Source organism: Thiohalobacter sp. (genome assembly GCF_027000115.1).
Taxonomy (GTDB): Bacteria; Pseudomonadota; Gammaproteobacteria; order Thiohalobacterales; family Thiohalobacteraceae; genus JALTON01.
In genome coordinates this window covers 107,399-132,710 of sequence record NZ_JALTON010000039.1, presented here as the reverse complement: position 1 = coordinate 132,710, position 25,312 = coordinate 107,399, and the positions used below count along the sequence as shown (strand labels likewise).

At 68.3% G+C, this 25,312-nt stretch carries 21 protein-coding genes; 15 read left to right on the top strand and 6 right to left on the bottom strand.

Annotated features, from left to right (window positions below; translation table 11 throughout):
• Positions 1-116: 116 nt before the first annotated feature.
• Positions 117-1,373, bottom strand: a complete 1,257-nt coding sequence (rho, locus tag MVF76_RS07000; protein WP_297528084.1) for a transcription termination factor Rho — start codon at positions 1,371-1,373, stop codon at positions 117-119.
• Between the two features lie 195 nt (positions 1,374-1,568).
• Positions 1,569-1,895, bottom strand: coding sequence for a thioredoxin TrxA (gene trxA / locus MVF76_RS06995; RefSeq protein WP_297528083.1), 327 nt, complete (start codon positions 1,893-1,895; stop codon positions 1,569-1,571).
• 232 nt (positions 1,896-2,127) lie between these two features.
• Here trxA and rhlB point away from each other — a divergent pair, with 232 nt between their 5' ends.
• The 6 genes from rhlB to MVF76_RS06965 all read left to right on the top strand — a co-directional run bounded on the left by rhlB (position 2,128) and on the right by MVF76_RS06965 (position 10,354).
• Positions 2,128-3,465: an ATP-dependent RNA helicase RhlB gene (rhlB, locus tag MVF76_RS06990; protein ID WP_297528082.1), complete on the top strand. Its 1,338-nt coding sequence runs from the start codon at positions 2,128-2,130 to the stop codon at positions 3,463-3,465.
• Between the two features lie 22 nt (positions 3,466-3,487).
• Positions 3,488-4,348, top strand: a complete 861-nt coding sequence (gspC, locus tag MVF76_RS06985) for a type II secretion system protein GspC (RefSeq protein ID WP_297528081.1) — start codon at positions 3,488-3,490, stop codon at positions 4,346-4,348.
• Between the two features lie 14 nt (positions 4,349-4,362).
• Positions 4,363-6,333 carry a type II secretion system secretin GspD gene (gene gspD / locus MVF76_RS06980; protein ID WP_297528080.1) on the top strand — a complete coding sequence of 657 codons (1,971 nt, stop codon included), beginning with the start codon at positions 4,363-4,365 and terminating at the stop codon, positions 6,331-6,333.
• Positions 6,330-7,835: a type II secretion system ATPase GspE gene (gene gspE / locus MVF76_RS06975; protein WP_297528079.1), complete on the top strand. Its 1,506-nt coding sequence runs from the start codon at positions 6,330-6,332 to the stop codon at positions 7,833-7,835. Before gspD ends, gspE begins: the two co-directional genes overlap by 4 nt.
• 72 nt (positions 7,836-7,907) lie before the next feature.
• The gene (gene gspF, locus MVF76_RS06970; protein ID WP_297528078.1) at positions 7,908-9,134 is read left to right on the top strand and encodes a type II secretion system inner membrane protein GspF; all 1,227 of its coding nucleotides are present in this window, start codon (positions 7,908-7,910) and stop codon (positions 9,132-9,134) included.
• Between the two features lie 23 nt (positions 9,135-9,157).
• Entirely contained in the window at positions 9,158-10,354 is a 1,197-nt protein-coding gene (locus MVF76_RS06965; protein ID WP_297528077.1) for an MFS transporter, read from the top strand.
• A 49-nt stretch (positions 10,355-10,403) separates the two neighbouring features.
• On the opposite strand, the gene MVF76_RS06960 is transcribed toward MVF76_RS06965, so the two are convergent.
• From MVF76_RS06960 to MVF76_RS06945, 4 genes are all read right to left on the bottom strand, one after another.
• A complete protein-coding gene (locus MVF76_RS06960) occupies positions 10,404-11,183 on the bottom strand; it encodes a metallophosphoesterase (protein WP_297528076.1) in 780 nt (259 codons plus the stop codon).
• A 22-nt stretch (positions 11,184-11,205) separates the two neighbouring features.
• A complete protein-coding gene (argA, locus tag MVF76_RS06955) occupies positions 11,206-12,537 on the bottom strand; it encodes an amino-acid N-acetyltransferase (RefSeq protein ID WP_297528075.1) in 1,332 nt (443 codons plus the stop codon).
• A 172-nt stretch (positions 12,538-12,709) separates the two neighbouring features.
• Positions 12,710-13,867: an acetylornithine deacetylase gene (argE, locus tag MVF76_RS06950; RefSeq protein ID WP_297528074.1), complete on the bottom strand. Its 1,158-nt coding sequence runs from the start codon at positions 13,865-13,867 to the stop codon at positions 12,710-12,712.
• Positions 13,868-13,879: 12 nt separating this feature from the next.
• Positions 13,880-14,644, bottom strand: coding sequence for an outer membrane protein assembly factor BamD (locus tag MVF76_RS06945; RefSeq protein WP_297528073.1), 765 nt, complete (start codon positions 14,642-14,644; stop codon positions 13,880-13,882).
• Between the two features lie 124 nt (positions 14,645-14,768).
• On the opposite strand from MVF76_RS06945, the gene rluD reads away from it, so the two are divergent.
• The 9 genes from rluD to MVF76_RS06900 all read left to right on the top strand — a co-directional run bounded on the left by rluD (position 14,769) and on the right by MVF76_RS06900 (position 25,305).
• Positions 14,769-15,734 (top strand): 23S rRNA pseudouridine(1911/1915/1917) synthase RluD, encoded by a 966-nt coding sequence (gene rluD, locus MVF76_RS06940; protein WP_297528072.1) that lies wholly within the window; start codon positions 14,769-14,771, stop codon positions 15,732-15,734.
• A complete protein-coding gene (gene pgeF / locus MVF76_RS06935; RefSeq protein ID WP_297528071.1) occupies positions 15,731-16,468 on the top strand; it encodes a peptidoglycan editing factor PgeF in 738 nt (245 codons plus the stop codon). Before rluD ends, pgeF begins: the two co-directional genes overlap by 4 nt.
• Positions 16,469-16,633: 165 nt before the next feature.
• The gene (locus MVF76_RS06930; protein ID WP_297528070.1) at positions 16,634-17,419 is read left to right on the top strand and encodes a ZIP family metal transporter; all 786 of its coding nucleotides are present in this window, start codon (positions 16,634-16,636) and stop codon (positions 17,417-17,419) included.
• A gap of 84 nt (positions 17,420-17,503) precedes the next feature.
• Positions 17,504-18,025 (top strand): glycine cleavage system protein R, encoded by a 522-nt coding sequence (locus MVF76_RS06925; protein ID WP_297528069.1) that lies wholly within the window; start codon positions 17,504-17,506, stop codon positions 18,023-18,025.
• Positions 18,026-18,030: 5 nt separating this feature from the next.
• Positions 18,031-18,537 (top strand): peptide deformylase, encoded by a 507-nt coding sequence (gene def, locus MVF76_RS06920; protein WP_297528068.1) that lies wholly within the window; start codon positions 18,031-18,033, stop codon positions 18,535-18,537.
• 103 nt (positions 18,538-18,640) lie between these two features.
• Positions 18,641-19,147: a C40 family peptidase gene (locus MVF76_RS06915; RefSeq protein ID WP_297528067.1), complete on the top strand. Its 507-nt coding sequence runs from the start codon at positions 18,641-18,643 to the stop codon at positions 19,145-19,147.
• Positions 19,148-19,464: 317 nt separating this feature from the next.
• Positions 19,465-20,910 (top strand): hypothetical protein, encoded by a 1,446-nt coding sequence (locus MVF76_RS06910; RefSeq protein WP_297528066.1) that lies wholly within the window; start codon positions 19,465-19,467, stop codon positions 20,908-20,910.
• Between the two features lie 271 nt (positions 20,911-21,181).
• Positions 21,182-23,779, top strand: a complete 2,598-nt coding sequence (clpB, locus tag MVF76_RS06905) for an ATP-dependent chaperone ClpB (RefSeq protein ID WP_297528065.1) — start codon at positions 21,182-21,184, stop codon at positions 23,777-23,779.
• Positions 23,780-24,459: 680 nt separating this feature from the next.
• Positions 24,460-25,305, top strand: a complete 846-nt coding sequence (locus MVF76_RS06900) for an adenylyl-sulfate reductase (protein WP_297528064.1) — start codon at positions 24,460-24,462, stop codon at positions 25,303-25,305.
• Positions 25,306-25,312 lie beyond the last annotated feature (7 nt).

Sequence of the window (25,312 nt, the reverse complement as noted above, 5' to 3'; positions counted from 1 at the left end):
CTGGCTGCCAGCGATGAGGTCGAGGCGGCCATGAATGGCGGCGTGCAAAAACGGAAGGGGGCGCATGACGCTCCCCTTCTACTTGTATCTTGTACCTTGAAACTTGTATCCGGCAGTTACCTTCTCATCGAATCGAAGAACTCGGCATTGGTCTTGGTGTTCTTCATCTTGTCGAGCAGGAATTCCATCGCCGCCAGTTCGTCCATGGGGTGCAACAGCTTGCGCAGGATCCACATCTTCTGCAGTTCGTCGGGCTTGGTGAGCAGCTCCTCGCGGCGGGTGCCGGAGCGGTTGATGTTGATGGCGGGATAGACGCGCTTCTCGGCGATCTTGCGGTCGAGATGGATCTCCATGTTGCCGGTGCCCTTGAACTCCTCGTAGATGACATCATCCATGCGGGAGCCGGTTTCCACCAGGGCGGTGGCGATGATGGTCAGCGAGCCGCCTTCCTCGATGTTGCGGGCGGCACCGAAGAAACGCTTGGGCCGGTGCAGGGCGTTGGCATCGACGCCGCCGGTGAGCACCTTGCCCGAGGAGGGCACCACGGTGTTGTAGGCGCGGGCCAGACGGGTGATGGAATCGAGCAGGATGACCACGTCGCGCTTGTGCTCGACCAGTCGCTTGGCCTTCTCGATGACCATTTCCGCAACCTGCACGTGGCGGCTGGCCGGTTCGTCGAAGGTCGAGGACACCACCTCGCCGCGCACCGAGCGCGCCATTTCGGTCACTTCCTCGGGCCGCTCGTCGATCAGCAGCACGATCAGGTAGCACTCGGGGTGGTTGTGGGTGATGCTCTGGGCCACGTTTTGCAGCAGCATGGTCTTGCCGGCCTTGGGCGGCGAGACGATCAGGCCGCGCTGCCCCTTGCCGATTGGGGCGGTGAGATCGATCACCCGCGCGGTGATGTCCTCGGTGCTGCCGTTGCCCAGCTCGAGCTGCAGGCGCTCGGTGGGGTGCAGCGGGGTCAGGTTCTCGAACAGCACCTTGTTCTTGGCGTTCTCGGGGGGCTCGAAGTTGATCTCGCTGACCTTGAGCAGGGCAAAGTAGCGCTCGCCCTCCTTGGGCGGGCGGATCTTGCCGGATACCGTGTCGCCGGTGCGCAGGTTGAAGCGGCGGATCTGGCTGGGCGAGACATAGATGTCGTCAGGGCCGGCCAGGTAGGAACTGTCCGCCGAGCGCAGGAAGCCGAAGCCGTCCTGGAGAATCTCCAGTACCCCGTCCCCGAAGATGGCCTCGCCATTCTTGGCGTGCGCCTTGAGGATGGCGAAGATGATGTCCTGCTTGCGCGCGCGCGCGATGTTGTCGATGCCCATGCTCTGGGCGAGTTCCACGATTTCGGATGCGGGTTTCTTCTTGAGTTCGGTCAGATTCATGGCTTGAACACGGTTCGGGAAGGGTTGAATGAATCGCGCGCGGCCGCGGGCCGGGCTGGCATGGTTCACGGAAAGCTTCGGGTAGGGGTTGCCGGCGAGCGGCAGGTACTGCTGGGAATTCGGTTCTTTATGCTCGAAAGGCTACCACGCTGCCTGCGGGCCGTCCAGTCCCCCGGCCGGACGGCCCGGGCCTGTTCAGAGATTGCTGTCGATGAAGGCCGTGAGCTGGGACTTGGACACGGCGCCCACCTTGGTCGCCTCCACGTTGCCGCCCTTGAACAGCATCAGGGTGGGGATGCCGCGGATGCCGTACTTGGGCGGCGTCTGCGGATTCTCGTCGATGTTGAGCTTGGCGATCCTGATCTTGCCGGCATACTCATCCGCGATCTCGTCGAGGATGGGCGCGATCATCTTGCAGGGGCCGCACCATTCTGCCCAGTAGTCGACCAGGACCGGTTCCTGGGCGTTGAGCACTTCGCTTTCGAAGGTGTCGTCGGTGACGTGGATGATCTTGTCGCTCACGGTGGAAAAACCTCCTTGGGAGACCACGGGATGGGGCCGGCGGCGGGGCGGCGGACGGTTCGGATCCTGTTGTCCGCCGTACGCCGGCATGGGGCATGACCTTCAGCCTTGGCGCATTGTCCGATCAAAGCCGGCGCATTTTCAAGTCCCTGTCGGCGCGGGCCGGTTCACGGCCGGCATTTCCTGGGCAGGCGCGACACTTTCCCGGCATTTCGGGTATGCTACGGCGATCATGAGTGATACCCATATAACGGATGTGCCCTTCGCCAGCCTCGGGCTGCGGCCCGAGATCATGCAGGGGGTGGAAGAAGCCGGTTTCCAGTACTGCACGCCCATCCAGGCCAAGGCGCTGCCGCTGGCGCTGGCCGGGCATGATGTCGCCGGCCAGGCGCAGACCGGCACGGGCAAGACGGCGGCCTTCCTGCTCGCTACCTTCCAGCGCCTGCTGGAGCAGCCGGCGCCGTCGGAGCGCAAGCCCAGCCAGGTGCGTGCCCTGATCCTGGCGCCCACCCGGGAGCTGGCCATCCAGATCCACCGCGACGCGCTGGCGCTGGGCAAGTACACCGGGCTGAGCTTCGGCCTGGCCTACGGCGGCACCGGCTACGAGCAGCAGCGCGAGATCCTGGCCGCCGGGGTGGACGTGCTCATCGGCACGCCCGGGCGCATCATCGACTACTTCAAGCAGCGCGTGTTCGACCTGCGTCACGCCCAGGTGGTGGTGCTGGACGAGGCCGACCGCATGTTCGATCTCGGCTTCATCAAGGACGTGCGCTACCTGCTGCGGCGCTGTCCGAAGCCGGAGCAGCGTCTGGGGCTGCTGTTCTCGGCCACCCTGTCCTACCGGGTCACCGAGCTTGCCTACGAGCACATGAACAACCCCGAGATCGTTCAGGTGGAGCCGGAGCAGGTGACCGCCGAACGCGTCCGCGAGGTGCTCTATCACACCGCCAACGAGGAAAAGATCCCGCTGCTGATCGGCCTGTTGCGACACATGGACCCGCGCCGGACCATCGTCTTCGTCAACACCAAGCGCGATGCCGACCGGGTCTGGGCCTACCTCGAGGGCAATGGCTTCGCGGCCGCCATCCTCTCCGGCGACGTGCCCCAGAAGAAACGCCAGAAGCTGCTGGAGCGCTTCCAGAGCGGCGAGCTGCCGGTGCTGGTGGCCACCGACGTGGCCGCCCGCGGCCTGCACATCCCCGACGTGAGTCATGTCATCAACTACGACCTGCCGCAGGATGCCGAGGACTACGTCCACCGCATCGGCCGCACCGCGCGTGCCGGCGCCGAGGGCGACGCCATCAGCTTCGCCTGCGAGACCTATGTCTATTCCCTGCCCGAGATCGAGGAATACATCGGTCACAAGATACCGGTGGAAACACCACCGGCCGAGTGGATGGTGGAACTGCAACCACCGGTGAAGATCGAGCGCCGGCCGCGCCGCGGCGGCCCCGGCGGGGGGGGCCGCGGTGGCAAGGGCGGCGGGCGCCGCGACGGCCGCAGTGGCAAGCCGGGCGGCCGGCGACGCGCCCGTGGCGGCTCCGGCGGGGCACCGCGCCGCGAATCCTGAATCCGCGCCAGACGGAGGATCGATGCAGGGGGAGGTACTGTGGCACTGGCTGGGCGGGGCGCCCGGGCGCTGGCTGGCCCGGGGCGTGACGCTGTTGCTCGCCCTGCTGCTGCTCTATCAGCTGGCGCGCCTGGTCTGGGCACTGCTGCCGCCGCCGGAGCTGCCGCCGCCGGAACCGGCCGAGGTCGAGACGGCGGTCGGTGCTACGCGGCCGCCGACCGGCGCCGATGGCCGGCGCATCGCCGGCTGGCACCTCTTCGGCAAGGCGGAGGCGACGGCGGTGGCCCGGCCCGGGCCCATCAAGGCGCCCGAAACCCGTCTGCGGCTGACCCTGCGCGGCCTGATTGCCTCGGATGAGCCCGGTCAGGCGCGCGCCATCATCGCCCGGGCCGGCGGCGAGGAGCGCAGCTACCGGGTCGGCGACGAGATCACCTCCGGTGTCACCCTGAGCGGGATCTATCCCGACCGGGTGATCCTGGAGCGCAACGGCCGCTACGAGACCCTGCGCCTGCCGCGGGAGCGCATGGCGATTCCCGCGCCTGGCCCCGCCAGGCAGGGCAGCGCCGCCGGGGGCGAGATCCTGGCCCGCTACCGCGAGCAGGTGCTCGTCAACCCGCGTTCGCTGATCGAACTGGTGCGGCCGGTGCCGCACCGCGAGAACAACCGCTTCGTGGGTTTCCGGCTCTACCCGGGCAGCAAGCCGGCGCTGTTCCGGCAGCTCGGCCTGCGCCCGGGTGACCTGGTCACCGCGGTCAACGGCATCGAGCTGGACTCGCCGGCCCGAGGCATGCAATTGCTCAACGACCTGCGCAGCAGCGGGTCCCTGGCGGTGACCATCCGCCGCGGCAGCGAACAGATTCAACTCGACTTCAACCTCACCTGACCGGGACAACAACAATGGCAGGCACACAGGACGGTTTCATGCGGGGGTGGCGCCACTGGCTGGCGGTGCTGCTGCTCGGGGTGACGGCAATGGCGGCGCGCGCCGAGACGGTCACCCTCAATCTCAAGGATGCCGACATTTCGGCCCTGATCGGTACCGTGGCCGAGATCACCGGACGCAACTTCATCGTCGATCCGCGGGTCAAGGGCCGGGTGACGGTGATTTCCTCGCGGCCGATGGACACCGAAGAGGTCTATCAGGTGTTCCTCTCCATCCTTAAGGTGCATGGCTTTGCCGCGGTGCCGGCCGGTGCGGTGGTCAAGATCGTGCCGGACGTGAACGCCAAGCAGGACAGCATTCCCACCGTTCAGGACCACGAGCTGCGCGGCGACGAGATGGTCACCCGGGTGCTGCAGGTCGACAATGTGCCCGCCGCGCAACTGGTGCCCATCCTGCGGCCGCTGGTGCCGCAGCAGGGCCACCTCGCCGCCTACCCCGCGACCAATGTGCTCATCATTTCCGACCGCGCCGACAACGTCGAGCGGCTGGCGACCATCGTCCATCGCATCGACCAGCAGAGCGACGGCGAGATCGAGGTCATCCCCTTGCAGCACGCATCCGCCGCCGAGGTGGTGCGTATCCTCAACAGCCTCAACCGTGCGCAGCCGGGCAAGCCCCAGGCCGCGGCCACCGGACCCGTGCTGATCGCCGACGAGCGCACCAACAGTGTGCTGCTCGGCGGCGACCGTGCCGAGCGCCTGCGGCTGCGTGCGGTGATCTCGCATCTGGACACGCCGCTGGAGCGGGGTGGCAACACCCATGTGATCTATCTCAAGTATGCCAAGGCCCAGGACCTGGTCGAGGTGCTGACCGGCGTCAGCCAGAGCATCGAGAAGGAGCAGGTCAAGGGGCAGGGCAAGCCGGCCGCGCTCAATGTCAGCATCCAGGCCGACGAGGCCTCCAATGCGCTGGTCATCACCGGGCCGCCGGACGTGGTGCGCTCGCTGCAAGGCGTGATCCGCCGGCTCGACGTGCGCCGGGCGCAGGTGCTGGTGGAAGCGGTCATAGCCGAGATCACGGCCGACAAGGCCGCCGAACTGGGGGTACAGTGGCGGGCCGCCGTCGACGCCAACAAGACCGGCGGCATCGGTGGCACCAACTTCGACGTCACCACTTCCATCAACAGTGCCGCCACCAACCCGCTCGGGGTGGGCAACGGGCTCAGCCTCGGCTATTTCGAGGGCACCTCGACCTTCCTCGGTACCGAGATACTGAATCTCGGCGCGCTGGTCCGGGCGCTGGCCAGCGACAGCGAGAGCAACATCCTGTCCACGCCGACCCTCGTTACCCTCGACAACGAGGAGGCCGAGATCGTGGTGGCCCAGAACGTGCCTTTCGTCACCGGCCAGTACATCAATACCGGCGCCAACCAGGGCGCGACCAGCCCCTTCCAGACCATCCAGCGGCAGGACGTGGGCCTCACCCTCAAGGTGCGGCCGCAGATCAACGAGGGCGACGCCATCAAGCTGGAGATCGAGCAGGAGAGTTCCAGTGTGTCCGAGACTGCGGTCAGCGGCGCCGCCGACATCGTCACCAACAAGCGTTCCATCAAGACCAGCGTGATGGTCGCGGACCGGCAGGTGGTGGTGCTGGGCGGGCTGATCGACGACAGGCTCACCGAGTCGGTGCAGAAGGTGCCCCTGCTGGGCGACATCCCGCTGCTCGGCAACCTGTTCAAGGCCCAGCGCACCAAGAAGGAGAAGCGCAACCTGATGGTATTCCTGCGCCCGGTCATCCTGCGCGACGCCGCCACCGAAACCGAGGTCAGCGCCGGCAAGTACAATTACATGCGTGCGAAGCAGCTCGACAAGCGTGAGCAGGGGGTGCGGCTGATGCCGGACAACGAGGTGCCCACCTTGCCGGGCTACGACAGCGGGGCACCGCTGATTCATACCGAACCCGAGCCCCTGCCCGAAAGCGAATGAGCGAGCGCGAGACGCCTTCCGCAGCAGAGTGTGCGCCGGCCCGGCCGCCGATCGGCTTTGCGCGCCGCAACGGCGTGCTGGTGACGGCGCTGGAGGCCGATCATGCGCGGGTCAGTTGCCGCCCGGATGCCAGTCCGGTGGCGCTCGCGGAGCTGCGCCGCAGCCTGGGCCGGCCGCTGGTGCTGGAGCGGGTGCCGGCGGAGCAGTTCGATGCCCTGGTGGCCAGCGCCTACGAGGAGGATTCGACCCAGGCCATGCAGATGGTCGGCGAGCTGGGCGAGGACGCCGACCTGATGCAGGTCGCCGAGCAGCTGCCGGAGCCGGAGGACCTGATCGATGCCGAGGACGACGCGCCCATCATCCGGCTGATCAATGCCCTGCTCACCGAGGCCATCCGCGAGAACGCCTCCGACATTCATATCGAGACCTACGAGAACCGGCTGGTGGTGCGCTTCCGCGTCGACGGCGTGCTGCGCGAGGTGCTGCAGCCGCCCCGGGTGCTGGCGCCGCTGATCGTGTCCCGCATCAAGGTGATGGCGAAGCTCGACATCGCCGAGAAGCGGCTGCCACAGGACGGCCGCATCTCGCTCCGGCTGGCGGGCCGCGCGGTGGACGTGCGCGTGTCCACCCTGCCGAGCGGGCAGGGCGAGCGCGTGGTGCTCAGGCTGTTGGACAAGCAGGCCGGGCGGCTGGATCTCGAGCATCTGGGCATGGGCTGCGAGACGCTCGATGCCATGGAGCGGCTGATCCGCAAGCCGCACGGCATCATCCTGGTGACCGGTCCGACCGGGTCCGGCAAGACCACGACCCTGTATGCCGTGCTGTCGCGGCTCAACGACCGCTCGCGCAACATTCTCACCGTCGAGGATCCGATCGAGTACTACCTCGACGGCATCGGCCAGACCCAGGTCAACACGAAGGTGGACATGAGCTTCGCCCGCGGCCTGCGCGCCATCCTGCGCCAGGACCCGGACGTGGTCATGGTCGGCGAGATCCGTGACCTGGAGACGGCCGAGATCGCGGTCCAGGCATCGCTCACCGGCCATCTGGTGCTGTCCACGCTGCACACCAACAGCGCCGTCGGGGCCGTCACCCGCCTCCGCGACATGGGCGTGGAGCCGTTCCTGCTGTCGTCCAGCCTGATCGGCGTGCTCGCGCAGCGGCTGGTGCGCGTGCTCTGCCCGCAGTGCAAGACGGCCTACACCGCCAACGAAACCGACTGTGCCTGGCTGGGCGTGCCGGCGGACCAGCCGCCGACGCTGTATCGTGCCGTCGGTTGCGAGGCCTGTGCCCAGCTCGGCTATCAGGGTCGTACCGGCATCTACGAGCTGGTCGAGGTGGACGATACGCTTGCGCAGATGATCCATGACGGCGCCGGCGAGCAGGCCCTGGAACGCAGGGCGCGCGAACGCCTTCCCGGCCTGCAGGCCGATGGCGTGCGCAAGGTGCTTGCCGGCGAGACCACGGTCGAGGAAATCCTGCGCGTGACGCGCAGCGACTGACGCCTCGGGGGCCATGTTCCTTCTCGCCTTGCAGCAGCGGACCAGCGGCCGTCACTCCCGGGAGGGCGTGGCGTGAGCGCCTTCGAATACCGGGCGCTGGATGCGCGCGGCCGCGAGCGCAGGGGCGTGCTGGAGGGCGACAGCGCGCGCCAGGTGCGCCAGGCCCTGCGCGAGCAGTCGCTCACCCCGCTCCGTGTCGAGCCGGTCGCCGGTGCGCCGGCGGCAGGCCATGAGCAGAAGGGCGGCCGTCCGCGCAGGCGCTTCCGCGCCAGCGCCGGCGACCTTGCGCTGCTGACCCGGCAGCTGGCGACCCTGGTGCGGTCCGGCCTGCCGCTGGAGGAGGCACTGCGCACCGTGGCCCGGCAGACCGAGAAGCCGGCACTGTCGAGCATGTTGCTGGGGGTACGCGCACGGGTGCTGGAAGGGCACAGCCTGGCCCGCGGTCTGGCCGATTTCCCCGGCGTGTTTCCTGAACTCTACCGGGCCACGGTCGCGGCCGGCGAGCAGTCCGGCCATCTCGACCTGGTGCTGGAGCGGCTGGCCGACTACACCGAAAGCCGCCAGGCCCTGCGCCAGAAGATCCAGCTCGCACTCTTCTATCCCGTGCTGCTGACGGTGATGGCGCTGGCCGTCGCCGTGCTGCTGCTCACCTACGTGGTGCCGCAGGTGGTGCAGGTGTTCGAGAACATCGGCCAGGAATTGCCCTGGCTGACCCGCGCCCTGATCGCGGTCAGCGAGTTCCTGCAGCACCAGGGCATCTGGCTGCTGCTGGCGCTGGTCGCGGGCGGCATCGGCCTGGCGCTGTTGCTGCGGCGGCAGGGGCCGCGGCGCGCCTTTCATGCCCTGCTGCTGCGGCTGCCGCTGATCGGGCGTCTGGTGCGGGGGGTGAACGCGGCGCGCTTTGCGCGCACCTTCAGCATCCTCACCGCCAGCAGCGTGCCGGTACTGGAAGGCCTGCGCATCGCCGCCCAGGTCATGGGCAATCTGGTCATGCGCGAGGCGGTGGAGGCCGGTGCGCGCCGGGTGCGCGAGGGCGCCAGCCTGCAGTCGGCGCTGGAGACCGGCGGTTATTTCCCGCCGCTGACCCTGCACCTGATCGCCAGCGGCGAGGCCAGCGGCAATCTCGAGGACATGCTGGAACGCGCGGCCGTGGCCCAGGAACGCGAGATCGAGTCCCTGATCGCTACCCTGATGGGCCTGCTGGAACCCCTGCTGATCGTTGCCATGGGCCTGATGGTGCTGGTCATCGTGCTCGCCATCCTGCTGCCCATCTTCGAGCTCAACCAGCTGGTGCGCTGACCCGGGGGCGTCCTCCGCACGCCATGCCCGGACTCCGCCTGTTTCGTTCCCTGCGCCATCGCAACTACCGGTTGTACTTCCTGGGACAACTGGTGTCGCTGCACGGCACCTGGATGCAGAACCTCGCCCAGGCCTGGCTGGTGTACCGGTTGACCGAATCCAGCTTCATGCTCGGCCTGGTCGGTTTCCTGTCGCTGGCGCCGGTGCTGCTGTTCGGTCTGCTCGGCGGCGCCGTCGCCGATCACTTGCCGCGACGCCGGCTGTTTGTCTGGGCCCAGGCCCTGGCCGCCCTGCAGGCGCTGGCACTGGGCATGCTCACGCTCGCCGGCACCATCGAGGTCGGCCACATCCTGCTGCTCGCCACCCTGCTGGGGCTGGTGCACGCCATCGAAATCCCGGCCCGCCATGCGCTGGTGGCCGAGCTGGTGCCGCGCCAGGATCTGCCCAACGCGGTGGCGCTCAACTCCGCTACCTTCAATCTGGCCCGCAGTCTGGGGCCGGTCACCGCGGGCTGGCTGGTCGGTCTGGTCGGCGAGGGCTGGGTGTTTGTCATCAATGCCGCCAGCTTCCTGTTCGTCATTGCGGCCCTGTTGCGTACCGATCTCGCCGATGACCGGCCGGCAGGGTTGCGGCGGGGCGGCGTGCTCGACGGTCTGCGCCTTGCCTGGCGGACCGATGCCCTGCGGCGGCCGCTGCTGCTGGTCGGGGCGGTGGCACTGTTCGCCAACCCCTACCTGGTGCTGATGCCGGTGTTTGCCCGCGAGGTGTTCGGCGGTGCCGCGGAACAGCTCGGCCTGCTGGTGGGCGCGGCCGGGCTGGGTGCCTTGCTGGGCGCGCTGCGGCTGGCACGGCGCGAGGGCACCGACGGCCTGGAAGGGATGATCGGGCTGGCCGGCCTGTCGCTGGGCGCCGCGCTGCTGCTGTTCTCCCGGACCCCGGTGCTGGTGCTGGCGCTGCCGGTGCTGGCCCTGGTCGGCTTCTCGCTCACCTCGCTGGTGGCGGCGACCAACACCTTCCTGCAGCTGCACGCCCCCGATGCCCTGCGCGGCCGGGTGATGTCGCTGTTCTCGGTGATCTTCATCGGCCTGTCGCCGCTCGGCAACCTGCTCGCCGGCAGTATCGCCGAGGGCTTGGGCGTGCGCCTGACCGCGGCGGTGCTGGGGTTGGTGGTGCTGGCAGCCGCCATCGGCTTCCGGCGAGCCATGCGGGCCAGGCCGTGATCCCGATGCCGCGCGGCGCAATCCGGGGAACGGGTCCGGCCGTCGCCGCTCAATAGCCCTCGGGCGAAAGGTCCAGGCCCTCGGGCAGTTCGGCGATGCGCTCCACACCGGTGTCGATCCGGCCGTCCTCGTGCAACCGCAGCCAGCGGTAACCGGGCGGAACCGGATCGAGCGCGAAGTCGTCGGAGCCGGGCAGGAACTGGAAACAGGTCGAGGGCGCGCCCAGCAGGCGCAGCCTGCCGTGCGGGCTGTCGTGCGTCTGGTGCACATGGCCAAACACGAGCGCCTTCACGCGCGGGTCGCGGCAGCGCGCGAGGAGTGCGTCGCCATTGTCGATGCGCATGGTATCCAGCCAGCGGCTGCCGACTGCGTGCGGCGGATGATGGATGCAAAGCAGCCGGTGGCGGTCATCCCTGTCCGACAGCCAGGCGGACAGGCGCTCGAACTCCGCTTCGGCGAGATGCCCCGCCGGGCTGCCGGCGAGCGCACTGTCCAGTCCCAGCAGGTCCCAGTTGCCGAGCACGAGCCGGCGCGACTGCGAGGGGCCACCCGCAGCCTCGAACAGGGTCGTCGGCCGGTCGTGGTTGCCGGGCAGGCAGAGCACCGGCGCGTCCCAGGCAGCCACCCGTTCGAGGAAACGGCGATAGCCGTCGGCCGAGCCGTCCTGGGCGAGATCCCCGGTGGCCAGAACGGCATCGACGCGCGGCCAGCGCCGGCGGGCCTCGGTGACCACCCGCGCCAGCGAGTCGTCCGTGCACACCCCCTTGAGCCGGCCGCCGGGATCGGCGAACAGGTGGGCGTCGGTGATCTGCAACAGGGTCAGCGGCATGCCGGGGAGCACTGCGGGCCGGTCATCGCGCGCCGTCCAGCGGCTTGATCAGTACCCGGGCGTTGCGCTGATAGTTGTACAGGCTGCGGCGCCGGACCGGCAGGTCGCCGACCTCGCCCCTGCGGAAGCCGCGTTCCTGGAACCAGTGCGCGGCGCGGGTGGTGAGCACGAACAGGCGCTGGATGCCCTGCTGCCGCGCGCGGCGTTCGATGGCCTCCAGCAGCTGGTCGCCGCGGCCCTCGCTGCGGTAGTCGGGATGCACCGCCAGGCAGGCCAGCTCGCCCACCTTGCCGAAGGGATACAGGGCGGCGCAGGCGATGATCATGCCGTCGCGTTCCATGACCATGAAACGGTCGATCTCCATTTCCAGCAGCTCGCGCGAGCGCCTGACCAGCACGCCCTCGGCCTCCAGCGGCTCGATCAGCTCGAGGATGCCGCCAACGTCGTCGATGCCGGCCTGGCGCAGGCCCTCGTAGGTCTCCGCCGTGACCAGGGTGCCTGCGCCGTCGCGGGTGAAGAGCTCCTGCAGCAGGGCGCCGTCGACGGCGCGGCCGACCAGGTGCACGCGGCGCACGCCGCGCTTGAGCGCGGTCAGCCCGCTTTCCAGGTGGCGACGCATGTCCTCGTCCAGCCGCCGGCGGCCGGCGAGTACGGCCTCGGCACCGGCGGGATCCAGTTGGCGGATCAGCCGCCGGCGGCCGTCCAGCAGGCCGCGGCCCTCGACCAGCAGGATGAGCTTGTCCGCCCGCAGCTCGGTGGCGGCCGCGGTGGCGACTTCTTCCGCGTGCAGGTTGAAGACCTCGCCCGTCGGCGAATAGCCGAGCGGCGACAGCAGTACGATGCGCTGGCGCGCCAGTTCCTCGCGAATGGCCTCGCCGTCGATGCGGCGCACCTCGCCGGTATGGCAGTAGTCGATGCCGTCGCGGATGCCCAGCGGGCGGGCGGTGACGAAGTTGCCGGAGCTGACGCCCAGGCGCAGGCCGGGTCGTGGCGAGGCCGCCATGCTGGTGGTCAGCCGGGCCTCGATCTCCACCCGCACCGTGCCGACAGCCTCCTTCACGCATTCGAGGGCGGCGTCGTCGGTGATGCGCAGTCCGTTGGCATATTGAAGCTCGATGCCGCGCTGTTGCAGGCGCCGCTCGATCTGGGGGCGGGCGCCATGCACCAGCACCAGGCGGATGCCCAGGCTGTGCAGCAGGGCGATGTCATGGGTCAGCGCCGGGAAACTTTCATCATCGGCAACCGCCTCGCCGGTGAAGGACACCACGAAGGTCCGCCCGCGATGGGCATGGATGTAGGGTGCCGAATGGCGAAAGGCCTCGACGAAGCTGCAGGCGGGCTGTTTTCTGTTCACGGTGACGGCATTCCCCTGGGGTCAGCGTGCATTTGTAACCCAAACGGGGCGGTGGGTAAAACATTGCGTGAGGCGTGAGGCGTGAGGCGTGAGGCGTGAGGCGTGAGGAGAAGGTGACAAAGGCCGCAGGCCGTGCTCGTCATTTCACTGCACCGTTCCCGCCCTGCAGACGTCAGGCCCGCAGACAGAAGCGTGCGATCAGTTCCCGCAGGATGCGCAGCATGGGGTCGATGCGTTCGAGGGCGAGGTACTCGTCGGGCTGATGGGCCTGGTCGATGTCGCCGGGGCCGAGTATGACGGTGTCCATCCCCAGTTCGGTGAGATAGGGGCCTTCGGTGCCGAAGGCGACCGCCTCGGCGCCGTGGCCGGTGAGGGCCTCGGCAGTGCGCACGATCTCGGTGCTCGCCGGCGTGGCCATGGCCGGCGTGCCCTCGAACAGCGGGAAGGTTTCCACCGCCAGGCCGGTGCCGGCCACCGCGGCCTCGGCGCGCGCCCGCAGCTCGGCACGCAGTGCCTCCAGGTCCATGCCCGGCAGCGGTCTGAGGTCGATGTGCAGCTCGCATTCGGCGCAGATGCGATTGGGATTGTCACCGCCATGGATGTGGCCCAGGTTGAGCGTGGGTACGGGCACCGCAAAGGCCGGTTCATGGTGGCGTGCCTGGAGTTCGGCACGCCAGGCGAGCAGCGCCTGCAGCACCGCAGCCATGCCGTCGAGCGCGCTGTTGCCGAGGCTCGGGTCGCTGGAGTGTCCGGAGCGGCCGCGCAGGCGGATCGCCTCCATCAGGATGCCCTTGTGCATGCGTACCGGCCGCATCCCGGTGGGTTCGCCGATCACCGCGTGGCGACCCAGTGGCCGGCCGGCGTCCACCAGGGCACGGGCGCCACTCATGGAGGACTCCTCGTCGGCGGTGGCGAGGATCACCAGCGGCGCGGCCAGCCGTTCCGGCCGCAGTTCGCGGGCGGCCTCGATGGCCAGGCCGAGAAACGATTTCATGTCAGCGGTGCCGAGTCCGTAGAGGCGGCCGTCGCGTTCGGTGAGTCGGAAGGGATCGCTGCGCCAGCGGCCCTCGTCCCACGGCACGGTATCGGTATGACCGGCGAGCACCAGCCCGCCTGGCCCGCGGCCGAGGGTGGCGATCAGGTTGGCCTTGTCCGGTCGCCCGGCCAGGGGCCGGATCTCGACCGCAAAGCCGAGATCGTCCAGCCAGGCAGCGAGCAGCTCGATGACCGCGCGGTTGCCCTGGTCGAGGTTCGGGTTGACGCTGCTCACCGAGGGCGTGCCGATCAGGGCGGCGAGCATGTCGGGCAATGGCGGTGGTCCGGCGTTCACGGGTCGCCCCGATCAGCCATGGTCGGGCGAGGGCAGCGGGCGGTCGGGGTAGTTGAGGCGATAGACGCGTTCGGCATCGGCGGCGAGATCGTCCAGTCCCAGTGCCCGGTAGGCGCGCACCAGCATCTGCAGCGCATCGGGCACCGCAGGCGTGCCAGGGTACTTCTGGATCACGTAGCGGGCACGGTTGGCCGCTGCCACGTAGGCGCCACGGCGCATGTAGTAGTCCGCGGCATGGATTTCGTAGCGCGCCAGGTTGTTGCGCAGGAAGATCATGCGCTGGCGCGCGTCGCGCGCGTAGGGGCTGTCGGGGAAACGGCGCACCAGTTCCTGGAAGTCGAAGAAGGACTGGCGTGCCGCCCCGGCGTCGCGCTCGGAGGGATCGCGCGGCAGGTAGCGATCGATGAAGCTCTCCCCCCGGTTGAAGTTCGCCAGCCCCTTCAGATAGAAGGCATAGGCCAGGTTGGGATGGCGCGGGTAGGTACGGATGAATCGGTCCAGGGTGGCGATGGCCGTATCCGGTTCGTCGTACTTGTAATAGGCATAGGCCGATTCCAGCAGCGCCTGCTGGGCATAGCGGCCGAAGGGATAGCGGGCCTCCAGCTTGCCGTAGAGATCGATGGCCCGCTCGTAGTTGCCGCTGTTCAGTGCGTCCTTGGCCGCGGCATACAGCTTCTGTGCCGACCAGCCCTTCGTTTCGTCGATCTGGTCCGGCAGCAGCGAACAGCCGGTGAGTGCCAGGAGCAGGGCCAGCAGGGGAGCGAACAGTCGGGTCATGGGGCGATCGGTCCTTGGACTATGGCCTTGCGGCCGGGTCGCGACAGTATACCCGAAGCCGTGTGCGTCGCCCCGCCCGGCGCAATCGGCTACACTCGCAGCCTGAGCGCACTGCCCGCCATTCATGTCCGATCGCATCCGACTCTCCGCCGAAATCGCCCCCGAGCAGGCCGGCCAGCGCCTCGACCAGGCACTGGCGGCGCTGTTCCCCGACTACTCCCGCAGCCGGCTGCAACAGTGGGTGCGGGCCGGTGCCGTGCGCGTCGACGGTCGGGCGGTGACCCGCCCCAACATCAAGGTGGTCGGCGGCGAGGCCGTGACCGTCGATGCCGAGCTGGAGCGGGCGCCGGAGGTCGCGGCCGAGGACCTGCCGCTCCGCATCGTGCACGAGGACGAGGCGCTGCTGGTGATCGACAAGCGCGCCGGGCTGGTGGTGCATCCGGCCGCCGGCAACTGGGCGGGCACGCTGCAGAACGCGCTGCTGCACCATGCCCCCGAACTGGCCGCCATACCGCGCGCCGGCATTGTCCACCGCCTCGACAAGGACACCAGCGGCCTGCTGGTGGTCGCCCGTACCCTTGCCGCGCACCAGTCGCTGGTGGCACAACTGGCGGAACGCAGTATGAGTCGGCGCTACCTGGCACTGGTACAGGGGACGATGACGGCCGGCGGCACGGTCGATGCGCCCCTCGGTCGCCATCCCGTGGACCGCAAGCGCCAGGCGGTGCTGCGCAGCGGCGGCAGGCCGGCGGTGACCCACTACCGCATCGCCGAGCGCTTCCCGGCGCATACCCTGCTCGACGTGAAGCTGGAAACGGGGCGCACCCACCAGATCCGGGTACACATGGCCCACATCCGCCACCCCATCGTCGGCGATCCCGTCTATGGCGGGCGCCCGCGGCTGCCGAAGGGCGCGGGCGAGGCCCTGCGCGCGGCGTTGCAGGGTTTCCGCCGCCAGGCGCTGCACGCCGCCGAGCTGGGACTGGTGCATCCGCTGACCGGGGAGGCCTGCCGCTGGCAGGCGCCCCTGCCGGAGGACTTCGCGGCCCTGCTGGCGGCGCTGCGTGGCGACGCCGGGGATGCGTCGTGACCGCTGGACTCTGGATCGAACCCGACTGGCCGGCGCCGCCCGGCGTGCGGGCGCTGTCCACCCTGCGCAGCGGCGGTGTCAGTCGCGGCCCCTTCGCCGAGTTCAATCTGGCCGATCATGTCGACGACGACCCGGCAGCGGTGGCCGCCAACCGGGCGCTGCTGCGGCGGGCGGCGGGCCTGCCCGCCGAGCCCTGCTGGCTTTTGCAGGTCCATGGACGCGGCGTCATTCCGGCCGGTGAGGGACCGGCTGCCGGGCCTGCCGACGGCAGCTGGACGGACCGGCCGGGCCGGGTCTGCGTGGTGCTCACCGCAGACTGCCTGCCGGTACTGCTGGCGCGGCGCGACGGTTCGGCGGTGGCTGCGCTGCACGCCGGCTGGCGCGGCCTGGCCGCCGGCGTGCTGGAGGCCGGCGTCGCTGCGCTGGGTGGCGGTGCCGGCCTCGTTGCCTGGCTGGGGCCGGCCATCGGTCCCGATCACTTCGAGGTCGGCCCCGAGGTGCGGGATGCCTTCCTGGCCGCGGACGCCGGCGCGGCGGCCGCCTTCCGCCCCGCGGCCCGCCCCGGCCATCTTCTTGCCGATCTCTACCTGCTCGCCCGGCAGCGGCTGGCGCGCGCGGGGGTGGGCAGCGTGCATGGGGGTGGCGAGTGCACCTTCGCGGATGCGAAGCGCTTCTATTCCTATCGCCGCGACGGTGTGACCGGACGCATGGCGACCCTGGTGTGGCGGGCGTGAAGGGCGGTGCGCCACCGGGCAGTGCCCCGGGTTTCGCTTCGCTTCACCCGAGCCACACTCTGAACGCCTCACGCCTCACGCCTCACGCCTCACGCGCCCACCTGGCACCCCGCACCCCGCTCCTTTATCATCGCCGGTTCCGCCTGACTGGAGGCCCCGGCCCCGATGTCCCTTCTGACCTGGATCCTGCTGTTCAGTCTGCTGGGTGGCGTGCTCAGCGTGCTGGCCGCGGCGACCTTCCTGGCCTTTCCGGAATCGCTGCGGGTGCGCCTGCTGCCGCATTTCGTGAGCTTCGCCATCGGTGCGTTGCTGGGTGCAGCCTTTCTTGCGCTGTTGCCGCATGCCCTGGAGGGGCCGGGGGTCACGGACCCGCATCGGGTCACCGGAACCGTGCTGATCGGCGTGCTGGGATTCTTCCTGCTGGAGAAACTGGTGCTCTGGCGTCACTGTCACGAGGCGGACTGCGAGGTGCACGGCGATGCCGAGCATGGCGGGCACGCAAAGCCGGCAGCCGGAACCCTGATCCTGATCGGCGATGCCATCCACAACCTGGTCGACGGCGTGCTCATCGGCGCCGCCTTTCTCACCGACATCCATCTCGGCATCGTCACCGCAGTGGCAGTGGCGGCCCACGAGATCCCGCAGGAGGTGGGGGACTTCGCCATCCTGCTGCACAGTGGCTACAGTCGGGTGCGGGCCTTTGCCTTCAACATGCTTTCCAGCCTGACCACCGTGATCGGTGGCCTGGCGGCCTATCACGCATTGGGTGCCGCCCAGATGCTGGTGCCCTACGTACTGGCGCTGGCTGCCGCCAGTTTCATTTACATCGCGGTCGCGGACCTGATCCCCACCCTGCACCGTCGCGCCCACCCGGCTGCCACCGCTCAGCAGATGGCGCTCATTCTGGCCGGTGTCCTCACCATCTATCTGGCACACGCCACCCTGCACTGAGCCACCCTTTCCAAATGTGCGGGCCAGGCATGGCATCCCCCTGCCGGCCGTGCATAATGGGGCGAGCGAGGGGAGGGCAGGCACATGAGTCACTGGTACATGCTCACTCTGGTCGGCGAGGACCGGCCGGGTATCGTCGCCAAGGTCACCGCAGCGCTCTATCAGGGCGGCGCCAATCTGGGCGAGGCCGCGATGATGCGACTGGGGGGCAACTTCGCCATTATGATGATGGTGCGGTTCGAGGGCCGGGGCCGGGAACTCGAGGGTCTCCTCGAACCCGTGGTCGATTCCCTCGGTCTGCATCTGCACGTGGATCGTATCGAGGGCCATCTGCATCGGCATGTCATTCCCGACGTGCGGGTGACGGTGTTCGGGGCCGATCGTGCGGGGATCGTGGCCCAGGTCACGGGCGCGCTGGCCGAGGCGGGCATGAACATCACCGACCTGCAGTCGGATGTCGGCGGCAGCGAGGCGGCGCCGGTCTACATCATGACCATCGAGGGTCAGGCGCAGGAGGGCATCGAGGCCCTGGAGTCGGCGCTGGAGATCGTCGCCCAGGAGGGCATCGAAGTGGACATCCAGCCCATCGAGACCCTGATCGGCTGAAGCCCATGGCGGTGCTGGACATCCTGGTCTATCCCGACCCGCGCCTGAAAACGGTCTCCGAGCCGGTTGCCGAATTCGACGGTGCGCTGCAGGCCTTCATAGACGACCTGGAGGAGACCCGCCTCGCCGGTCCCGGCGCGGTCGGCATTGCCGCGCCCCAGGTGGGGCGTTTCCAGCGTATCGTGATCGTGGATGTCTCGAACATGAAGCGGCCGGTGCCCAATCATGGCCACCTGATCCTGGTGAATCCGGAAATCACCGAATGGGAGGGTTATGCCGTCGGCCGCGAGGGCTGTCTGTCGGTGCCGGACTATACCGGCAACGTGATCCGGGCCGAGAAGATCCACCTCGAGGCCCTGGACCGGCACGGCCGGCCGTTGTCGTTCGACATGGAGGGCTTCGAGGCGCGCGCCGTGCAGCACGAGATGGATCACCTCGATGGCCTGCTGTTCCTGGACCGGCTGGTGAGCCGGCGCAACGACCTGTTTCGCAGGAAGGTCTACAAGAAGTAGGCGCTCCGGTCCTGTGCGCCGGTTCACGCTTCGCGCGCGGTGGTCTCAAGAATCGGCGCCGGGCGGACGCCTTCAGGGCCAGGACCCTCGCACGGAGGTCGAGATGCGAATCACTGCAGTCCTGCTGGCCCTGACCGTCTGGCTGCTGGCCGGCTGCGCCGCCAGCCCGTCGCGCGATGCGGCAGTCGCGCCTGCGGTCGAGCCGGCATCCGGGCGGCCGGCGCCGGCGCGCACCGTCAGTGGCCCGCGGCGGCTGGTGCTGGAGACGGCGGCCCGCCAGCTGGGCGCGCCCTATCGCTACGGCGGCAGCGATCCGCGCGGCTTCGACTGCAGCGGGCTGGTGCGCTACAGCCATGGCCGCGCCGGTGTGCAGGTGCCGCGCACCGCCCAGGCCCAGTGGCGTGCGGCGCGCAGGGTGCCGCTGTCGCGCATCCGTCCGGGCGATCTGCTGTTCTTCCGGCTGGCAGGGACCCGGATCTCCCACGTTGGCATCTATGCCGGCGACGGCCAGTTCATCCATGCGCCCGCCTCGGGCAAGCGGGTGTCCAGGGCCAGCCTCGAGAATCCCTACTGGCGCCGTCACCTGATCGGGGCCGGCAGCTTCTTCTAGCCCGCATATCGCACCAGGGCGGAAGCGGGCGGCAGGCAACCTGTTGTGTTGGCGGGCAATGAACCGGAGTTCTTGCCCATGGCCCTGAGGACAACTTGCGCCCGCCCGCATCCTGCTGCGGCCCTGGCGGATTTTCGCTCGGCCTCGGAGGTGCTTCACTCAAGCCGTAGCGACGGCTACGGCTTGAGCGCCAGCCCGCCCCGAGCCCGGCTGCAAATCCGCCATCATCCGCAGCCCCTGGTGCAATATGCGGGCTAGCCCGCATCGCGCCGCGTTCCCGGATGACCTGACTGTGCCCCCCCGGTTACCATCGGGGCATGCGTCGCCTGCTGCCCTTTCTGTGCTGTCTGCTGCCGCTGTCCGCGGTGGCCGCCGATCGGGTCTGGATCGTCGGAGGCGGTCCGGAGCTGGAACATTCCCAGGTCCAGATCGAACGCAATGTCGCCTTTGCGCGCCGGGTCATGGCCGAACGCCTGCCCCGGGCCCGCATCGGGACATGGTTCACCGACGGCGATGATCCCCGCCCCGACGTCAAGGAGTGGCGCCGCCCCGACGAGGCCGACGCCGCGCTGCAGCCGCTGGCGCGGGTGCTGGACACCTACATGCTCAACGGCAACGGCTATCGCAATCACCGGCTGGCGGACGTGGACGGACCGGCCAGTCGCAGGGCAGTGCTCGAGGCACTGGCGCGGGGCCTGCCCGCGCTGGGCGCAGGCGAGGAGGGCTGGCTGGTGTACGCCGGTCACGGCTCGCCCGCCGCGCGCGCGGAAGGCGGCAGCCGGCTGGATCTCTGGGATCACGAGCGGGTGACCGTGGCCGACCTGCAGGGGGTCGTCGCGCGCGCGGGCCCGCCCCCCGGCAGCCGCTTCCGTTTCGTCATGACCCAGTGCCATGCGGGCGCTTTTGCCCGCCTGGCCTGGCCGGACGGCAGGCCGCCCGACGGCCGTGTCTGCGGTTTCATGGCGGTGTCCGAGGACGGGCTCGCGGAGGGCTGTACGGCGGATCTGGACGCGGGCAATTACCGTGGCTACAGCACCTATTTCTTCGCCGCCCTGTCCGGCAGGGCGCGGGACGGCGCGCCGCTGGCCTTCGATCCCGATGGCAACGGCGATGGCCGGGTCGACCCCTACGAGGCGCATCTCTATACCCTGGTCGCCGCCCGTTCCACCGACATCCCGCGCAGTACCTCCGAGCAATGGCTGCTGGACCAGGCACCCTGGTACCTGCCACTGGTTCCGGTCACACCCGCGCCCGACAATCCCTTCCGGCCGCTGGTCATCGAGCTGGCGCGCACCCTGGGCATCGACCCCGCGGTGCGACCCCTGCGCCGCGCCATCCATCCGCGGCGGCTGGCCTGGTCGGCCCGGCTGAAGGTCCTGAGCGACCGCCAGGACCGTCACCGGGCGGCGGCCGCCGGCGCCCGTGGCGTGATTGCGCGGGAACTGGTCGCGCGCTTTCCGCAGGTGCGCTGGCCCCACACCCTCGGCTATGCGCGCTTCCTGCGCGAGGATCTCGCCGAGGCACAGGCCCTGGTCCGCAGCCATCCCCTGTATGTGCCCATGCGCGAGGACCAGGACGCCTACTGGCGCCTGGACGGCGCACGGCTGGAGCTGGAGCGCCAGCTCGCGCTGCTCGACCGCCTCCAGCACCTGGACGCCCTGGCGCGGCGCTTCGACCATTTCGCCGCCCGCCCCGATGCCCCCGCCTGGGCCGCCTATACGCGTCTCAACGCCTGCGAACGCACCCCGCTGGGCGACTATTGATTGAGGATTACATAAACGCCCGAGGTTTTCGTAGCCTGGATGGCGCGAAGCGACATCCGGGAACAGGCCGCGCTTTCCCGGATTCCGGCCCTTCGGGCCTTCATCGGGGCTGCAGGATGCCCCGTAACGTTCAATAACCCGGCGGAACACGACACATTTCGGTTGCCGGGTTAATAAAGCCGAATTTCCCCGTCGGCCGGCCTTGAAATGCCCGCCGGCTCCCCCCACATGCTCTGACAACGAGAATTTCAGGCTTCGGAGACCGATCATCATGCGAATGGACAAACTCACCAGCAAGTTCCAGATGGCGCTGGCCGACGCGCAGAGCCTTGCCGTGGGGCGCGATCACCAGTTCATCGAGCCGGCGCACGTGCTGGCGGCCCTGCTCGACCAGGAAGGCGGCAGCGTGCGCCATCTGCTGCAGCAGGCCGACGTCAACGTCAACCTGCTGCGCTCGCAGTTGAGCGAGGCGCTGGACCGGCTGCCGCAGGTGGAGGGCGCCGCCGGCGAGGTGCACATCTCCAACGAGCTGGCGCGGCTGCTCAATGTCACCGACAAGCTGGCCCAGCAGCGCAAGGACCAGTACATCTCCAGCGAGCTGTTCGTGCTCGCCGCCGTGGAAGACAAGGGCGAGGTCGGCGAGCTGCTGCGCAAGGCCGGTGCCACCCGGGGCCTCATCGAGGAGGCGATCGAGAAGATGCGCGGAGGACAGACCGTGGATGACCCCAATGCCGAAGAGACGCGCCAGGCGCTCGAGAAGTACACCATCGATCTGACCGAGAAGGCCGAGCAGGGCAAGCTCGACCCGGTCATCGGTCGCGATGACGAGATCCGCCGCGTGGTGCAGATCCTGCAGCGGCGGACCAAGAACAACCCGGTGCTGATCGGCGAGCCCGGCGTCGGCAAGACCGCCATCGTCGAGGGCCTGGCCCAGCGCATCGTCAACGGCGAGGTGCCGGAAGGCCTGAAGACCAAGCGCCTGCTGTCGCTGGACATGGCCGCGTTGATCGCCGGCGCCAAGTTCCGCGGCGAGTTCGAGGAGCGCCTGAAGGCAGTGCTCAACGACGTGGCCAAGCAGGAAGGCCAGATCATCCTGTTCATCGACGAGATTCACACCATGGTCGGTGCCGGCAAGGCCGAGGGTGCCATGGATGCGGGCAACATGCTCAAGCCGGCGCTGGCCCGCGGCGAGCTGCACTGCATCGGCGCCACCACCCTGGACGAGTACCGGCAGTACATCGAGAAGGACGCGGCCCTCGAGCGGCGTTTCCAGAAGGTGATCGTGGACGAGCCCACGGTCGAGGACACCATCGCCATCCTGCGTGGCCTCAAGGAGAAGTACGAGGTGCACCATGGCGTGGAGGTCACCGACCCCGCGATCGTGGCGGCGGCGACCCTGTCGCACCGCTACATCACCGATCGCCAGTTGCCCGACAAGGCCATCGATCTGATCGACGAGGCGGCCTCGCGCATCCGCATGGAGATCGACTCCAAGCCGGAGACCATGGACCGGCTGGAACGCCGACTGATCCAGCTCAAGATCGAGCGCGAGGCGCTGAAGAAGGAGACCGACGAGGCCTCGAAGAAGCGGCTCGATGCCCTGGAAAAGGAGATCGAGAAGCTGGAACGCGAGTATTCGGATCTCGAGGAGATCTGGAAGGCCGAGAAGGCGGCGGTGCAGGGCACCCAGCACATCAAGGAAGAGCTGGAGCGCGCCCGCGTCGAGCTGGAGACCGCGCGTCGTGCCGGCGACCTGCAGCGCATGTCCGAGATCCAGTACGGCAAGATCCCGGATCTGGAGAAGTCGCTGCAGATGGCGCAGGAGGCCGAAAAGCAGGAGTTCAAGCTGCTGCGCAACAAGGTCACCGAGGAAGAGATTGCGGAAGTGGTGTCCAAGTGGACCGGCATTCCGGTGTCCAAGATGCTGGAAGGCGAGCGCGAGAAGCTGCTGCGCATGGAAGAGTTCCTGCGCAAGCGCGTGGTGGGCCAGGACGAGGCGGTCAAGGCCGTGTCCGACGCCATCCGCCGTGCCCGTGCCGGGCTGTCCGATCCCAACCGGCCCAACGGCTCCTTCCTGTTCCTGGGGCCGACCGGCGTCGGCAAGACCGAGCTGACCAAGGCGCTGGCCGAGTTCCTGTTCGACACCGAGGACGCCATGGTGCGCATCGACATGTCGGAGTTCATGGAGAAGCACTCCGTGGCGCGGCTGATCGGTGCCCCGCCGGGCTATGTCGGCTACGAGGAGGGCGGCTATCTGACCGAGGCGGTGCGGCGCAAGCCCTATTCGGTGATCCTGCTCGACGAGGTCGAGAAGGCGCACGCGGACGTGTTCAACGTGCTGCTGCAGGTGCTGGACGATGGTCGCCTGACCGATGGCCAGGGCCGCACGGTGGACTTCCGCAACACGGTCATCGTGATGACCTCGAATCTCGGGTCGCAGCTCATCCAGGAGATGGCGCGCACCAACGACTACGAGGCCATGAAGACCGCGGTGATGGAAGTGGTCGGGACCCATTTCCGGCCCGAGTTCATCAACCGCATCGACGAGACGGTGGTGTTCCATCCGCTGGGCCGCGAGCAGATCCGGTCGATCGCCAACATCCAGATCGACTACCTGCGCCGGCGGCTGCGGGATCGCGAGATGGACATCGAACTCAGCGATGCCGCGCTGGACAAGCTGGGGGAGGCGGGCTTCGACCCGGTGTACGGTGCCCGGCCGCTGAAGCGGGCCATCCAGCACCAGCTCGAGAATCCGCTGGCGCAGAAGATCCTCGCCGGCGAATTCGGTCCCGGCGACCTGATCGAGGTCGATGTCGCCGACGGCGAGCTGGTGTTCCGCAAGGGCGCCCGCCGTGCCTCGGCGGCCTAGCAGCCTATCGGGCTTAGGGCCGATCGACGGCGCGTTTGTGCCCGCCCGCTTTCCGTTGCGCCGCTGGCGGATTTTGGCTCGGCCCCGGGTGCGATATGCGGGTCAAGCGTCCGAACTTCCCAGGGTGGTACAAGCCGGGTTTTTTGCGGCCGATACTTGATTTGCCGATGAGAAGGGACTATCTATATAAGACATGATTGTGGATGGATCAGCAAGATTAATGGAACTCCTCCACCTCGCCGAGCATCAGGCATGCCCCGTCGCCCCGACGGGGTTTTTTTTGGTCTGCACGCCCCGTCCATTCTGTGCAGTCGACACGTCCCGGCTCCCCTTGAGGGGTATTTGTTCTGATGAAATTCACATGCTTAGACTGGGTTCATCGCCACGGTCGGCGGCGCTCGCTGACGCCCGGGACCGCGCCCCGACGGCTCCTGACAGCGTCTCCCCGAAGGCGCTGGCGGGGGCGGTGCGGGCGGTTTTTTATGGCTACCGTCGCATGATTTTATGGCCCCAGAGGCCGTGAAGTTATTGACTCAGCGGGGAAGATCGCCGAGCATTCGGGCAGGCCGCATCCGTCGCCCGATGGGCGGTCGCAATTTTTGGGGCTCGCGCTCGTCGAGCGGCCGCGTCAGGCAGCCGATCGAGGGCGTGTTTCTGTTCACCTGAGGAGATCGCATGCGATGTTTGTAACAAACCCTTTTGCCGCGCTGGATCTGGTTTCTCCGGCTTTCATGCAAGGCTGGCTGGTGTTGATGGTGCTGCTGGTCATCGCCGGAACCCTGGCCGACGTCATCCACAAGAAGAGCGCCAAGTACTTTTTCCAGCTTGAAGAAGAGCAGAAGAAGCTGGCCAAGCGCCAGGTCAGCTCGAGCGAACGCACGGGGCTGTTGATCAAGACGATCACCAACGAAGTGCTGACCTCCTCCGAGTTCTGCAATCCCAAGCGCCGCCTGTCCCACCTGCTGACCATGTACGGGTTCATCGTGATGACCCTGGCCACGGTCGTGCTGGTGTTCGGCTACGGCGATGCCAAGGAATCGCCCGTGCTCTGGAGTCTGCTCTGGCACCTGGGCGCGCTGTCGCTGGCCGTCGGAACCCTGTGGTTCTGGTTCGGCATCCGCGTGGATCTTGTGTCCGAGGGCAATGACCCCATCGACTTCAAGCAGCGCGATATCTTCGTGCTCGGCCTGATCGCCACCTCGGTGTTCGGCCTGCTGTGGTCGCTGGCGCAGTCCGGGGAGCCCGGCCTTTGGTCCAACATCTTCTTTGGGCTGTTCCTGGCTTCGGCCACTTTCCTGTTCTCCACCATCCTGTGGTCCAAGTTTGCGCACATGTTCTTCAAGCCCGCCGCCGCGTATCAGAAGAAGATCGCCTGGGCGGACGGTTCCCGCGAGAAGCTGCCCGACATTCCGGACCTGAGCAGCCCGGAAACGCATCAGCGCTTCCCGGACATCCCCAAGTACATGGGCAAGAATCCCCCCTACATGGGGCTCGGCATCAAGCGTGAGCCGCCGAACCACTATTGATCTGGAT

Excerpts from the sequence above, each read along its gene's own strand:
- rhlB (WP_297528082.1), top strand. The coding sequence starts at position 2,128 with ATGAGTGATACCCATATAACGGATGTGCCCTTCGCCAGCCTCGGGCTG.
- rluD (WP_297528072.1), top strand. The coding sequence starts at position 14,769 with ATGTCCGATCGCATCCGACTCTCCGCCGAAATCGCCCCCGAGCAGGCC.
- gspC (WP_297528081.1), top strand. The coding sequence starts at position 3,488 with ATGCAGGGGGAGGTACTGTGGCACTGGCTGGGCGGGGCGCCCGGGCGC.
- clpB (WP_297528065.1), top strand. The coding sequence starts at position 21,182 with ATGCGAATGGACAAACTCACCAGCAAGTTCCAGATGGCGCTGGCCGAC.
- MVF76_RS06925 (WP_297528069.1), top strand. The coding sequence starts at position 17,504 with ATGAGTCACTGGTACATGCTCACTCTGGTCGGCGAGGACCGGCCGGGT.
- MVF76_RS06960 (WP_297528076.1), bottom strand. The coding sequence starts at position 11,183 with ATGCCGCTGACCCTGTTGCAGATCACCGACGCCCACCTGTTCGCCGAT.
- MVF76_RS06900 (WP_297528064.1), top strand. The coding sequence starts at position 24,460 with ATGTTTGTAACAAACCCTTTTGCCGCGCTGGATCTGGTTTCTCCGGCT.
- def (WP_297528068.1), top strand. The coding sequence starts at position 18,031 with ATGGCGGTGCTGGACATCCTGGTCTATCCCGACCCGCGCCTGAAAACG.
- MVF76_RS06915 (WP_297528067.1), top strand. The coding sequence starts at position 18,641 with ATGCGAATCACTGCAGTCCTGCTGGCCCTGACCGTCTGGCTGCTGGCC.
- gspE (WP_297528079.1), top strand. The coding sequence starts at position 6,330 with ATGAGCGAGCGCGAGACGCCTTCCGCAGCAGAGTGTGCGCCGGCCCGG.
- MVF76_RS06930 (WP_297528070.1), top strand. The coding sequence starts at position 16,634 with ATGTCCCTTCTGACCTGGATCCTGCTGTTCAGTCTGCTGGGTGGCGTG.
- MVF76_RS06965 (WP_297528077.1), top strand. The coding sequence starts at position 9,158 with ATGCCCGGACTCCGCCTGTTTCGTTCCCTGCGCCATCGCAACTACCGG.
- rho (WP_297528084.1), bottom strand. The coding sequence starts at position 1,373 with ATGAATCTGACCGAACTCAAGAAGAAACCCGCATCCGAAATCGTGGAA.
- MVF76_RS06945 (WP_297528073.1), bottom strand. The coding sequence starts at position 14,644 with ATGACCCGACTGTTCGCTCCCCTGCTGGCCCTGCTCCTGGCACTCACC.
- MVF76_RS06910 (WP_297528066.1), top strand. The coding sequence starts at position 19,465 with ATGCGTCGCCTGCTGCCCTTTCTGTGCTGTCTGCTGCCGCTGTCCGCG.
- gspD (WP_297528080.1), top strand. The coding sequence starts at position 4,363 with ATGGCAGGCACACAGGACGGTTTCATGCGGGGGTGGCGCCACTGGCTG.